Source organism: Serratia sp. ME47 (assembly GCF_903970925.1).
GTDB lineage: Bacteria > Pseudomonadota > Gammaproteobacteria > Enterobacterales > Enterobacteriaceae > Serratia > Serratia ureilytica.
Genome location: NZ_CAJCKE010000007.1, coordinates 42,620 through 54,922, shown reverse-complemented (window position 1 = coordinate 54,922; position 12,303 = coordinate 42,620). Strand labels below are relative to the sequence as shown.

At 58.7% G+C, this 12,303-nt stretch carries 12 protein-coding genes; 7 read left to right on the top strand and 5 right to left on the bottom strand.

All coding sequences use genetic code 11. The features are described from left to right. Positions 1 to 377: 377 nt before the first annotated feature. From H7A77_RS09965 to H7A77_RS09955, 3 genes are read left to right on the top strand one after another with little or no spacing between them, the layout of a single operon-like run. Positions 378 to 1,781: an OprD family outer membrane porin gene (locus H7A77_RS09965; protein WP_182074100.1), complete on the top strand. Its 1,404-nt coding sequence runs from the start codon at positions 378 to 380 to the stop codon at positions 1,779 to 1,781. 45 nt (positions 1,782 to 1,826) lie between these two features. Further along, positions 1,827 to 2,153 carry a ChiQ/YbfN family lipoprotein gene (gene chiQ / locus H7A77_RS09960; protein WP_046686572.1) on the top strand — a complete coding sequence of 109 codons (327 nt, stop codon included), beginning with the start codon at positions 1,827 to 1,829 and terminating at the stop codon, positions 2,151 to 2,153. Positions 2,154 to 2,166: 13 nt separating this feature from the next. Then, positions 2,167 to 4,824 (top strand): beta-N-acetylhexosaminidase, encoded by a 2,658-nt coding sequence (locus tag H7A77_RS09955; protein ID WP_033651163.1) that lies wholly within the window; start codon positions 2,167 to 2,169, stop codon positions 4,822 to 4,824. 249 nt (positions 4,825 to 5,073) lie between these two features. On the opposite strand, the gene fur is transcribed toward H7A77_RS09955, so the two are convergent. The 4 genes from fur to ybfF all read right to left on the bottom strand — a co-directional run bounded on the left by fur (position 5,074) and on the right by ybfF (position 7,969). Beyond that, on the bottom strand, positions 5,074 to 5,520 hold the full coding sequence (gene fur, locus H7A77_RS09950; RefSeq protein WP_019454058.1) for a ferric iron uptake transcriptional regulator: 447 nt from the start codon (positions 5,518 to 5,520) through the stop codon (positions 5,074 to 5,076). A gap of 329 nt (positions 5,521 to 5,849) precedes the next feature. After that, positions 5,850 to 6,389, bottom strand: coding sequence for a flavodoxin FldA (gene fldA / locus H7A77_RS09945; protein WP_004939938.1), 540 nt, complete (start codon positions 6,387 to 6,389; stop codon positions 5,850 to 5,852). Between the two features lie 262 nt (positions 6,390 to 6,651). Continuing rightward, positions 6,652 to 6,939 carry a LexA regulated protein gene (ybfE, locus tag H7A77_RS09940; RefSeq protein ID WP_004939936.1) on the bottom strand — a complete coding sequence of 96 codons (288 nt, stop codon included), beginning with the start codon at positions 6,937 to 6,939 and terminating at the stop codon, positions 6,652 to 6,654. 256 nt (positions 6,940 to 7,195) lie between these two features. After that, positions 7,196 to 7,969 (bottom strand): esterase, encoded by a 774-nt coding sequence (gene ybfF, locus H7A77_RS09935; RefSeq protein ID WP_080273370.1) that lies wholly within the window; start codon positions 7,967 to 7,969, stop codon positions 7,196 to 7,198. A gap of 224 nt (positions 7,970 to 8,193) precedes the next feature. Between ybfF and seqA the strand changes: the two genes are divergently transcribed. From seqA to H7A77_RS09915, 4 genes are all read left to right on the top strand, one after another. Beyond that, entirely contained in the window at positions 8,194 to 8,736 is a 543-nt protein-coding gene (seqA, locus tag H7A77_RS09930) for a replication initiation negative regulator SeqA (protein ID WP_033651164.1), read from the top strand. Positions 8,737 to 8,813: 77 nt separating this feature from the next. Then, the gene (pgm, locus tag H7A77_RS09925; protein ID WP_033638690.1) at positions 8,814 to 10,457 is read left to right on the top strand and encodes a phosphoglucomutase (alpha-D-glucose-1,6-bisphosphate-dependent); all 1,644 of its coding nucleotides are present in this window, start codon (positions 8,814 to 8,816) and stop codon (positions 10,455 to 10,457) included. 191 nt (positions 10,458 to 10,648) lie between these two features. Continuing rightward, positions 10,649 to 11,287, top strand: a complete 639-nt coding sequence (locus tag H7A77_RS09920; protein ID WP_089191298.1) for a PadR family transcriptional regulator — start codon at positions 10,649 to 10,651, stop codon at positions 11,285 to 11,287. Continuing rightward, positions 11,287 to 11,586, top strand: a complete 300-nt coding sequence (locus H7A77_RS09915; RefSeq protein WP_033642181.1) for a DUF3861 domain-containing protein — start codon at positions 11,287 to 11,289, stop codon at positions 11,584 to 11,586. Before H7A77_RS09920 ends, H7A77_RS09915 begins: the two co-directional genes overlap by 1 nt. A 27-nt stretch (positions 11,587 to 11,613) precedes the next feature. Here H7A77_RS09915 and kdpE read toward each other — a convergent pair whose 3' ends face one another. Then, the gene (kdpE, locus tag H7A77_RS09910) at positions 11,614 to 12,303 is read right to left on the bottom strand and encodes a two-component system response regulator KdpE (RefSeq protein ID WP_033637458.1); all 690 of its coding nucleotides are present in this window, start codon (positions 12,301 to 12,303) and stop codon (positions 11,614 to 11,616) included.

Sequence of the window (12,303 nt, the reverse complement as noted above, 5' to 3'; positions counted from 1 at the left end):
CATTTAGAGAGCGCTCTCAAATTTTATCTCCTGACTGACGGATTTAGTCAGGCTGAAACCATTAATCGTCTCTGGTTGACCTGGTATCCGTATTTATTCTGATTTAATTGAATTTTTTATTCGACACCTTCCATGAATGCCAGCGTAACAAATTATCACCGATATGTGCTCCTTGTCATACTTTGACAAATCTTCCGCATTTTTTATTTGATAATTCGCGTCGCGAAAAATAGTCTGTCTGTAGCAATTAGTGCTGTGGGAATAACATCTCGTCGGCAATATTTTTACCCGTTCGGGTTTTTTATTGGCAGTCGTGCAGGGCAGTGGTGAACACAGGCGGCTGCAACTTTTAAGTTAAGTCAAAGAGGAATTTCAATATGGGTACGCACGGTGCTCAGCGTAAAACGCTGGCGCTCGCAGTCGCGGGCGCGCTGTTGGGAACAGGGTTTGCCATGCCGCCTGAGGCGAAAGCCGCAGGGTTTATCGAGGATTCCACGCTGACCGGCGGCATTTATTACTGGCAACGTGAGCGTGACCGTAAAGATCTCAATCCGGACAGCAAGGATTACAATCAATACACCACCAACCTGTCCCACTCTACCGCCAACCTGAGCCTGGATTTCGCGTCGGGCTACGCCTGGGACATGTTCGGTCTGGATGTCGGCACTTTTACCGCCATCGAACTGGCTGAATCCAGCGCCAGCGGTCACCCGAACGAAATTGCGTTCTCCTCGAAGAACCGTACCTACGACGAAGACTACTCCGGTGACAAAGGCGGTATCAGCCTGTACAAAGCCGCCGCCAAATTCAAATACGGCCCGGTCTGGGCGCGCGCCGGCTATATTCAGCCGAGCGGTCAAACCCTGCTGGCGCCGCACTGGAGCTTTATGCCGGGCACTTATCAGGGAGCTGAAGCCGGCGCCAAGTTCGACTACGGCGATGCCGGCGCGTTGAGCTTCTCCTACATGTGGGCCGACAAATACAAAGCGCCGTGGCATATCGAGATGGACGACTTCCGCCAGAACGATAAGAAAACCCGTGTCTCCTACCTGCACTCGCTGGGCGCCAAGTACGATTTCAAAAACGATCTGGTGCTGGAAGCCGCTTACGGCCAGGCCCAGGGGTACGTGAATCAGTACTTCACCAAGGCGTCTTACAAATTCGATCTGCTGGGCAACCCACTGACCACCAGTTACCAGTTCTATGGCGCGGAAGACCGCATCAGCAACAAGAACGATCCGAACAGCATCTATGACGGCCTGGCCTGGCTGCAGGCGTTGACCTTCGGTTACACCACCGGCCAGTTCAACTGGCGTCTGGAAGGCACCATGGTCAAGGCGGAAGGCAATCAGGGCTTCTTCCTGCAACGTATGACCCCGACCTACGCCTCGTCAAACGGTCGCCTGGACGTGTGGTGGGATAACCGCTCCGACTTTAACGCCAACGGCGAAAAAGCGGTGTATGCCGGCGTGATGTATGACCTCAGCAACTGGAACCTGCCGGGCATGGCGGTCGGCGGCTCTTACGTTTACGCGTGGGACGCCAAGCCGAGCACCAACCCGATCTACGATCAGAGCCAGCGCCTGAAAGAGAGCGCCTGGAGTCTGGACGCGATGTACACCATCCAAGAAGGGCGAGCCAAGGGCACGCTGCTCAAGCTGCATTACACCCAGTATGACAACCACACCAACATTCCGAGCTGGGGCGGCGGTTACGGCAACATCTTCCAGGACGAGAAAGACGTCAAATTCATGGTCATCGCGCCATTCACCATCTTCTGATGCGTTCCCCGGCCTCGCCGCCGGGGCAGTTAAGGGAATTCAACGATGAAAAAAATCATGCTGATGTTGGCGGCCGCTGCGGCGCTGAGCGCCTGTGCGCAACCCGCCGCGCCGCCGGAAGACGCCAGGTTGAAACAGGCTTACAGCGCCTGCATCAATACCGCGGAAGGCTCGCCGGAGCGTCTGCAGCCGTGCAAGGCGGTACTGAACGTGCTGAAACAAGAGAAACAGCACCAGCAGTTCGCTGCGCAGGAAACGGTACGGGTGATGGATTATCAGAACTGCATTATGGCGGTTCACAGCGGTAACGGTCAGGCTTACGACGCCAAGTGCGGCAAGCTGTGGCAAGAAATTCGCGATAACAATAATTAAGAAGGACGAGAAGATGAACGCATTCAAACTGAGCGCACTGGCCGCCTTGACGGCAACGATGGGATTCCTGGGCGGCATGGGGAGCGCCATGGCCGATCAACAGCTGGTGGATCAGCTGAGCCAACTGAAGCTGAACGTGAAAATGCTGGATAACCGCGCCGGGGAAAACGGCGTGGATTGCGCGGCGCTGGGCGCAGACTGGGCCTCATGCAACCGGGTGTTGTTCACCCTGAGCAACGACGGGCAGGCGATCGACGGCAAAGACTGGATCATTTATTTCCACAGCCCGCGCCAGACTCTGCGGGTAGACAACGATCAGTTCAAGATCGCTCACCTCACCGGCGATCTGTACAAGCTGGAGCCGACCGCCAAATTCAGCGGTTTCCCGGCCGGTAAGGCGGTGGAAATCCCGGTGGTCGCCGAATACTGGCAGCTGTTCAGAAACGACTTCCTGCCCCGCTGGTATGCCACTTCCGGCGACGCCAAGCCGAAAATGCTGGCGAATACCGACACCGAAAATCTGGATCAGTTTGTGGCGCCGTTTACCGGCGATCAGTGGAAGCGCACCAAGGACGACAAAAATATTCTGATGACGCCGGCTTCGCGTTTTGTCAGCAACGCCGATCTGCAGACGCTGCCCGCCGGCGCGCTGCGCGGCCAGATCGTGCCGACGCCGATGCAGGTGAAAGTGCACGCGCAGGACGCCGATCTGCGCAAAGGGGTATCGCCGGATCTGAGTGCGTTGGTCAAGCCGGCGGCGGATGTCGTCAACCAGCGCTTCGCGCTGCTGGGCGTGCCGGTTCAGGCCAACGGTTACCCGATCAAGACCGACATCCAGCCGGGCAAGTTTAAAGGCGCGATGGCGGTGCCGGGCGCTTATGAGCTGAAGATCGGCAAGAAAGAGGCGCGGGTGATCGGCTTCGATCAGGCCGGGGTGTTCTACGGGTTGCAGTCTATCCTGTCGTTAGTGCCGACCGACGGCAGCGGCAAGATCGCCACGCTCGACGCCAGCGATGCGCCGCGCTTCCAGTATCGCGGCATTTTCCTCGACGTGGCGCGTAACTTCCATAAGAAGGATGCGGTGCTGCGCCTGCTGGATCAGATGGCGGCTTACAAGCTCAACAAATTCCACTTCCACCTGAGCGATGACGAAGGTTGGCGTATCGAAATTCCCGGCTTGCCTGAGTTGACGGAAGTCGGCGGCCAGCGCTGCCACGATCTGAGCGAAACCACCTGCCTGCTGCCGCAGTACGGCCAGGGGCCGGATGTCTACGGCGGTTTCTTCACTCGTCAGGACTACATCGACATCATCAAATACGCCCAGGCGCGCCAGATTGAGGTGATCCCGGAGATCGACATGCCGGCGCACGCCCGCGCGGCGGTGGTCTCGATGGAAGCGCGCTACAAGAAACTGCATGCCGCCGGCAAAGAGCAGGAGGCCAACGAATTCCGTCTGGTGGATCCGACCGATACCTCCAATACCACCTCGGTGCAGTTCTTTAACCGTCAGAGTTACCTGAACCCGTGCCTGGATTCCTCCCAGCGCTTTGTCGACAAGGTGATTGGCGAGATTGCCCAGATGCATAAAGAAGCCGGCCAGCCGATTAAGACCTGGCACTTTGGCGGCGACGAAGCGAAAAACATCCGCCTGGGCGCCGGCTACACCGACAAGGCGAAACCGGAACCGGGTAAAGGCATCATTGACCAGAGCAATGAAGATAAGCCGTGGGCCAAGTCTCAGGTGTGCCAGGTGATGATCAAAGAGGGCAAAGTGGCCGACATGGAGCACCTGCCGAGCTACTTCGGCCAAGAGGTCAGCAAGCTGGTGAAGGCGCACGGCATCGACAGAATGCAGGCCTGGCAAGACGGCCTGAAGGACGCCGAGAGTTCGAAGGCGTTCGCCACCTCGCGCGTGGGGGTCAACTTCTGGGACACCCTGTACTGGGGCGGTTTCGACAGCGTCAACGACTGGGCCAACAAAGGGTATGAAGTGGTGGTCTCCAACCCGGACTACGTCTATATGGACTTCCCTTACGAGGTGAACCCGGACGAGCGCGGTTACTACTGGGGCACCCGCTTCAGCGACGAGCGCAAGGTGTTCAGCTTCGCGCCGGACAACATGCCGCAGAACGCGGAAACCTCGGTTGACCGAGACGGCAACCACTTCAATGCCAAGAGCGACAAGCCGTGGCCGGGGGCATATGGACTTTCCGCTCAGCTGTGGAGCGAAACCCAGCGCACCGACCCGCAGATGGAATACATGATCTTCCCACGCGCGCTGTCGGTGGCGGAGCGCGCCTGGCATCGCGCCGGTTGGGAGCAGGACTATCGCGCCGGCCGCGAATACAAAGGCGGGGAAACCCACTTTGTCGATACCAAGACGCTGGAGAAAGATTGGCTGCGCTTCGCCAATATTCTGGGCCAGCGTGAACTGGCCAAGCTGGACAAAGGCGGCGTGGCTTATCGTCTGCCGGTGCCGGGCGCTCGCGTGGCGGGCGGCAAGCTGGAGGCGAATATCGCGCTGCCGGGGTTGGGCATCGAGTACTCCACCGACGGCGGTAAGCAGTGGCAGCGCTATGATGCCAAGGCTAAACCTGCGGTCTCCGGCGAAGTACAGGTGCGCTCGGTCAGCCCGGACGGCAAACGCTACAGCCGCGCCGAAAAGGTCTAAGAAGGGCGGTGCGGCCCGCAGTTTTGGCGGCGGGCCGCATCATAACGAAGGGGGAATGCGTTCGCCCGCGCGTGTCGGCGCAGGGCGGACGTTGTGGTGAGAGTAGTACGTGGAGTCGCTGTGCCGCTGCAATTGTGGTATTTCATGACATGATTTTCCCCGGCTGGTCCGGGGATTTTTTTTCCCGTTGTACGGCGGGCATAAAAAAACCGCCTCAAAATGAGGCGGTTTTTCATAGCCGGTCAGGGCTTATTTCTTGTCGTGCAGCGTTTCGTCTTCGCGACAGTCACCGGTTTCACAGTGGCCGTACAGGTACAGACTGTGGTTGGTGAGCTTGATGCCGTGCTGCTTGGCGATGTCACGCTGGCGCACTTCGATGGATTCGTCGCTGAATTCGATCACTTTGCCGCAATCCAGGCAAATCAGGTGATCGTGGTGATGCTGTTGGGTCAGCTCGAACACGGACTTGCCGCCTTCGAAATTGTGACGTGTCACAATGCCCGCATCGTCAAACTGGTTCAGTACGCGATAAACCGTCGCCAGCCCGATCTCTTCGCCCATATCAATCAGTTTTTTGTACAAATCTTCCGCACTGACGTGATGGCATTCCGGATTTTGCAGTACTTCCAGGATTTTGAGTCGCGGAAGCGTGACTTTTAAGCCGGCCTTCTTCAATGCGATGTTGTTGTCGGTCATGCGAATTCAGTCCTGTTACTATGCTAATCAAGTTGAGGCGTACTCGCCTGTGGCATCGGTCGGCACAAAGAGTTAATGCGTCTCATTATAGAACCGGTTGTACTAAATGGAAACCGCCGGTTGTTAACAAAGATATAATTGCACTATTGCATGTTTTGCATGCAACGCCTTGATGGATGGGATAAACCGATATCTCAGTCTACCGTGACGGGGTGGGAAGTTACAAATCTGTAGCTTCTATCGCAGCAATCCCTGTTGCCGATGACGGCCCTGTCGGCACACTATGCACTTTACAGGGCCTTTGTTCAACCTTTCGCCAGTCCCGGCGTTTAGCCGACGATATCGGCCAGGCTCAGCTCTTCGACGATCTGTTTGACCCAGGCGTCGACACGCTCGTTGGTCAGCTCCGGCTGACGGTCTTCGTCGATCGCCAGACCGATGAAGTGGTTGTCGTCCGCCAGGCCTTTGGAGGCTTCGAAGTGGTAGCCTTTGGTCGGCCAGTGGCCCACGATGGCCGCGCCGCGCGGTTCGATGATGTCGCGGATGGTACCCATCGCGTCACAGAAATATTCCGCGTAGTCTTCCTGGTCGCCGCAGCCGAACAGCGCCACCAGTTTGCCGTTGAAATCGACTTCTTCCAGCGTCGGGAAGAAATCGTCCCAGTCACACTGCGCTTCACCGTAGTACCAGGTCGGGATGCCCAGCAGCAGGATATCGAACCCTTCCAGGTCTTCTTTGCTGCTTTTAGCGATGTCATGCACTTCAGAGACGTCGTCGCCAAACTGTTTCTGGAGAATTTTCTGGATCATTTTGGCAATGTTTTCGGTATTGCCAGTGTCGCTGCCAAAGAAAATGCCTACAGTAGCCATATCGCGTATAACCTTTAAATTCAATTAATTGCATTACTCGATGCCAGCACTGCCGCCGCTGACGCCGATTAAAATGATGCCATGGCAAGAGCCGTTCGCCGCGGGGGCGGGCGCCGACAGGCGCAGTCTCTTACCGGTAAATGCGTATCATGCCAGAAAGTGGCGCCGGGGTTTTATCGCATTTATGCGATGCCGGAGATGAAGAAAAGCGTGTCGATCCGGCGTTGTCCTTAACGCCGCGCCGCGCGTGCGGCCGAAGAGATCAATGTTCCGGCTGTTCTTCCGCCAGTTGCGCCAACAGCATCTGCTCGATGAGTTCGCTGCGGCTGATGTTGCGCTGTTCCGCCAGTTTGTTCAGGGCGTCCACCGCATCCGCGTTGATTTTCAGCTCTACGCGCCGCAATCCACGCACTTTATCGCGCCGTAACTGATTGCGCTTATTGATTCTAAGCTGTTCATCGCGGGAAAGCGGGTTGGTTTTCGGGCGCCCCGGACGGCGTTCATCTGCGAACAGATCCAGCGTCGTGCGATCCGTTTGTTCTTTTGCCATAGGTAGCGGTACTGCAAGGGAGTTTGCATCAAAAAGCGCTCGCACGCTTCCGGAGGCATCGGTTAACACACTTCGGGCCAATAAACCCTAACCCAAATTCACCCCCGACCCGGCGTTCGCGAACGCGCTGGCGCGGCGGCAAAATTATAGCGCGCCATATTACCCCAGCAGATGGAGCGGCGACAATGCCTAACTGCGGGCTAAACGCGCTAAGCCGTTATCTTTAGCGCGTTTTTTCGCCAGGTGAGCGTGTTTTTCAGGCTTCGTCGAGGAAACGGTGAATGGCGCGCAGCACCGCCTCCGGTTTTTCGGCGTGCACCCAATGGCCGGTGCCGGCAACGACGTGCGCGCGGGCCTGCGGGAACTGGCGGGCGATGTCCGCACGGTAGCTGTCCTGCACGTACGGCGACAGGCCGCCGCGAATGAACAGGGTCGGGTGCGGCCAGGCCGGCACGTCCTGCCAGCCGGTGATGTCATCATAGCGCTCAATCAGCACCGGCAGGTTGAAGCGCCATTCGCCGTTATGGAAGGACTTCAGCAGGAACTGGATCACGCCTTCTTCCTGCAGGTAATCGCGCATCAGCTGGGCGGCGGCCTGGCGCTGGGTGATGCCGGCGGCGCTGACGGCCTTCAGGGCGGCGAAAATCTCGTCGTGACGTCGGGTCTGGTAATTCACCGGCGCGACGTCGATGACGATCAGCTTGGCGACGCGCTCGGGCGCGATGGCGGTCAGCGCCATCGCCGCTTTGCCGCCCATCGAATGGCCGATGACGATCGCTTTCTCAAGCCGCAGTTCGTCGAGCAGCTCCAGCAGATCCTGCGCCATCGCGGGGTAGTTCATCTCGTCGGCGCGCGGGGAGAGGCCGTGGTTGCGCAGATCGACCTTAATTACGCTGTGACGCTGATGCAGATCGCGCGCCAGCACGCCCAGGTTGTCCAGATTGCCGAACAGCCCGTGGATCAGCAGCACCGGCAGCGCGTCTGACTCGGCGGCCAGCAGTTGATAATGTAATTTCATGGCGAAGTTCATACTGAGAGAGATTCAGATTAGGGTATCATGATTGAATCGCACGATGAATCATGCGGAATTTTCGCGGCGCGGGCTTGGCAGTGCCGGCTATAGGTATTAGTCTGCATTTGCCGTCCGGAGGCACATTGTTGTGTTCGCCCCAGCGCTTTTAACCTTATAATCCCATGGCTTGAATGCAGGATCTGGCTTCAGGTTCTAAGTAGAAAAAACAGTATTGGATAAAGATGAAAACTATTGAAGTCGACGAAGAGCTTTACCGTTATATTGCCAGCCACACGCAACACATCGGTGAAAGCGCGTCCGATATTTTACGCCGCATGTTGAAATTCACCGCCGGTCAGCCGGTGCGCGCGTTGCCTGCCGCCAGTGCGTCGCCCTCCGTCGAAGCGGAAAAAGCGGCGCCGGTTCAGCGCCCGCGCGATCGCGTACGCGCCGTGCGTGAACTGCTGCTGTCGGATGAATACGCCGAGCAGAACAAAGCGGTCAACCGATTCATGCTGGTGCTGTCCACGCTGTACACCCTCGATGCCGCCGGTTTTGCCGCCGCCACCGAGGCGTTGACCGGCCGTACCCGCACCTATTTCGCCGGCGATCAGCAGACCCTGCTGGCCAACGGCACGCATACCAAGCCGAAGCATGTGCCGGGCACCCCTTACTGGGTGATCACCAATACCAATACCGGCCGCAAACGCAGCATGATCGAACACATCATGCAGGCGATGCAGTTCCCGGCGGAACTGATCGAGAAAGTTTGCGGTACCGTCTAATTTAGCGAACAGCCCGTCATGATGGCCGTGCGCGACGTATTTGCCCGGTCACCGACAGGGATGAGGGAGATATGTCGATGGCGAATAATCCACGTGCCGGGCAGCCCGCCCGTCAAAGCGATCTGATTAACGTAGCCCAGCTGACGTCGCAGTACTATGTGCTGCAACCGGAAGCCGGCAATGCCGCACATGCGGTGAAGTTTGGCACCTCCGGCCACCGCGGCAGCGCGCAGCGCCACAGCTTCAACGAAGCGCACATCCTCGCCATCGCTCAGGCGATCGCCGAAGTTCGTCATCAGCAGGGCACCACCGGCCCGTGCTACGTGGGCAAAGACACCCATGCGCTGTCCGAGCCGGCCTTTATTTCCGTGCTGGAAGTGCTGACCGCTAACGGCGTCGATGTGATCGTGCAGGAAAACAACGGCTTCACGCCAACGCCGGCGGTATCGCACGCCATTTTGTGCCACAACCGCCGCGGCGGCGCGCAGGCCGACGGCATCGTCATTACGCCGTCCCACAACCCGCCGGAAGACGGCGGCATCAAATACAATCCGCCGAACGGCGGCCCGGCTGACACCAACCTGACGTCAGTGATCGAAAAGCGCGCCAACGAACTGCTGGCGCAGCAGCTGAAAGGCGTGCAGCGTCAGTCGCTGGACAAGGCCTGGAACAGCGGCCACCTGCACGCCAAAGATCTGGTGCAGCCTTACGTCGAAGGGCTGGTGGAGGTGGTCGACATGCCGGCCATCCAACGCGCCGGCCTGAAGCTGGGCGTGGATCCGCTCGGCGGTTCCGGCATCGCCTATTGGCAGCGGGTGGCGGAACACTACAAGCTGGATCTGACGCTGGTGAACGATTCCATCGATCAGACGTTCCGCTTTATGCACCTGGATCACGACGGCATCATCCGCATGGACTGCTCGTCGGAGTCGGCGATGGCCGGCCTGCTGGCGCTGCGCGACAAATTCGATTTGGCGTTCGCCAACGATCCGGATTACGACCGCCACGGCATCGTCACGCCGAAGGGGCTGATGAACCCGAACCACTATCTGGCGGTAGCCATCAACTACCTGTTCCAGCATCGCCCGCAGTGGGGCGCCGATGTTGCGGTAGGTAAAACGCTGGTGTCCAGCGCGATGATCGATCGCGTGGTGGCCGATCTGGGCCGCAAGCTGGTGGAAGTGCCGGTCGGCTTCAAGTGGTTCGTGGACGGTCTGTTCGACGGCAGCCTGGGCTTTGGCGGCGAAGAGAGCGCCGGGGCCTCGTTCCTGCGCTTCAACGGCCAGCCGTGGTCGACCGACAAAGACGGCATCATCATGTGCCTGCTGGCGGCTGAAATCACCGCGGTAACCGGTGAGAACCCGCAGCATCACTATGACGATCTGGCCAAGCGTTTCGGCGCGCCAAGCTACAACCGCATCCAGGCGCCGGCAACCCATGCGCAGAAAGCGGCGCTGTCCAAGCTGTCGCCGGAGATGGTCAAGGCCAGTACGCTGGGCGGGGACCCGATCACCGCACGTCTGACCGCAGCGCCGGGCAACGGCGCGTCGATCGGCGGCCTGAAAGTGATGACCGACAACGGTTGGTTCGCGGCTCGTCCTTCCGGCACCGAAGAGGCTTACAAGATCTACTGCGAGAGCTTCCTCGGGGCGGAGCACCGCGAGAAGATTGAGCACGAAGCGGTCGAGATCGTCAGCGAAGTGCTGGCTTCCGCCAAGTAATCACTTTTCTTGATTGATAAAAAGCGCTGTTTTTACAGCGCTTTTTTTATGGGCGCTATTTAGATATATCTTTTTCACGGCACGCGCTTGCGCATTTAGATATATCGATCTAGATTAGCGCTATCGATGCTGTTTAGATATATCTAAACAACCTCGTATTGATGTTCCCTACTAAAGCGAGGTCTCACCTTATGTTTCATCGATTAGGTTTACACCGGCATCATCATCACCATGAATGCGAAGAGGGCCGTCGTCATCGCGGCGGGCGCCATCACTTCGGCGGCGAAGGCGAAGAGCACGGCCGGGGTGGGCGCGGCGGCCGGGGCGGGCGTCATCGTCTGTTCGAACACGGCGATCTGCGCCTGGTGCTGCTGGCACTGGTGGCGCGCAAGCCCAGCCACGGGTACGAATTGATCAAGGCGATCGAGGAAGCGTCATCCGGCCTGTACGTGCCGAGCCCGGGGGTGATTTACCCCACGCTGACGCTGCTGGAAGAGCAGGACTTCCTCGAACCGCTCACCACCGGCAACGGCCGCAAAAGCTACCGCATCACCGCGGCGGGCGAGAGCGAGCTGCAAAAGCATCAACAGGTGGTTGAGGTCATTCTGGCGCGTCTGGCGGGCGCCGGCCGCGAGCGTCATCGGCACGGCAACCTGGCGGAAGGCATCTACGACGCCATGAACCGTCTGCGCAGCCTGCTGCGCGGCAACGTGATGCGCGCCGATCTCACGCCGCAGCAGGTGGAGCGCATCAACGCCGCGTTGCTGACCGCCGTGGCGGCGATCGAAAGCGAAATGCAGATTCAACCTCCGCAACAGGAGAAGAACTGATGCCCGGCCACCGTTTTAACATTACCGTTGAAGCCCTGAGCGATCGCCAGGGCAATCCCGTCGAGAAAGCGCCGCTGAGTTTTGAAGTGAGCAACCACGACGATATTCTCGAGATCGTCGAGCGCATTCGGGCGCGTGACGATCTGAACTTCGGCCCCGAGCAGAGCGCGGCTTTTGCCGTGGGGTTGAAGCTGTTCTCCGAAGTGATGATCGAAAACCGCAAACACCCGGTGTTCGCTCCGCTGCGCGAGGCGTTTAAGGAGTTTATGGTCGGATTGAAGAAGGGCCCGGCGGCGTAAAGGCGCGGCAAACCGCGCCCACCGGGGTTAAGGCATGAAGCGATAGCCGACGCCGGTTTCGGTCAGCAGGTGTTTGGGCCGGGCCGGATCGGCTTCAAGCTTCTGCCGCAAATGGCCCATGTAGATGCGCAGATAGTGGCTGTGCTCCACGTAGTTCGGCCCCCAGACGTGGCTCAACAGCTGGCGTTGGGTGATCACCTTGCCGGCGTTGGCCAGCAGCTCCGCCAACAGGCGAAACTCGATCGGCGTCAGATGCAGATCTTCGTCGTTGCGCAGCACCCGGCGATTCACCAGATCGACGGTAATCGCCGAAAAGCTCACCAGCGGGCTTTCCTGTTGGCTAGCTGAGTGGCGACGCAGCGCGACCCGCACCCGCGCCAGCAACTCACCGATGCCGAACGGCTTGCTGAGGTAGTCGTCGGCGCCGGCGTCCAGCGCGGCGATCTTGTCCTCTTCGGCGTTGCGCGCCGACAGCACGATCACCGGAATGGCGCTCCACTGCCGCAGATCGCGGATGTAGCTCAGCCCGTCGCCATCCGGCAACCCCAAATCCAGGATGATCAGATCCGGTTTGCGCGTGCCGGCCTCAATCAGCCCCCGCTGCAGCGTTTCACTTTCAAACACCCGCAGGCCTTCGCTCTCCAGCGCGGTGCGCACGAAGCGGCGGATCTCTTTTTCATCTTCAACAATCAGAATGTTGGTTGGCGTTATGCTCAC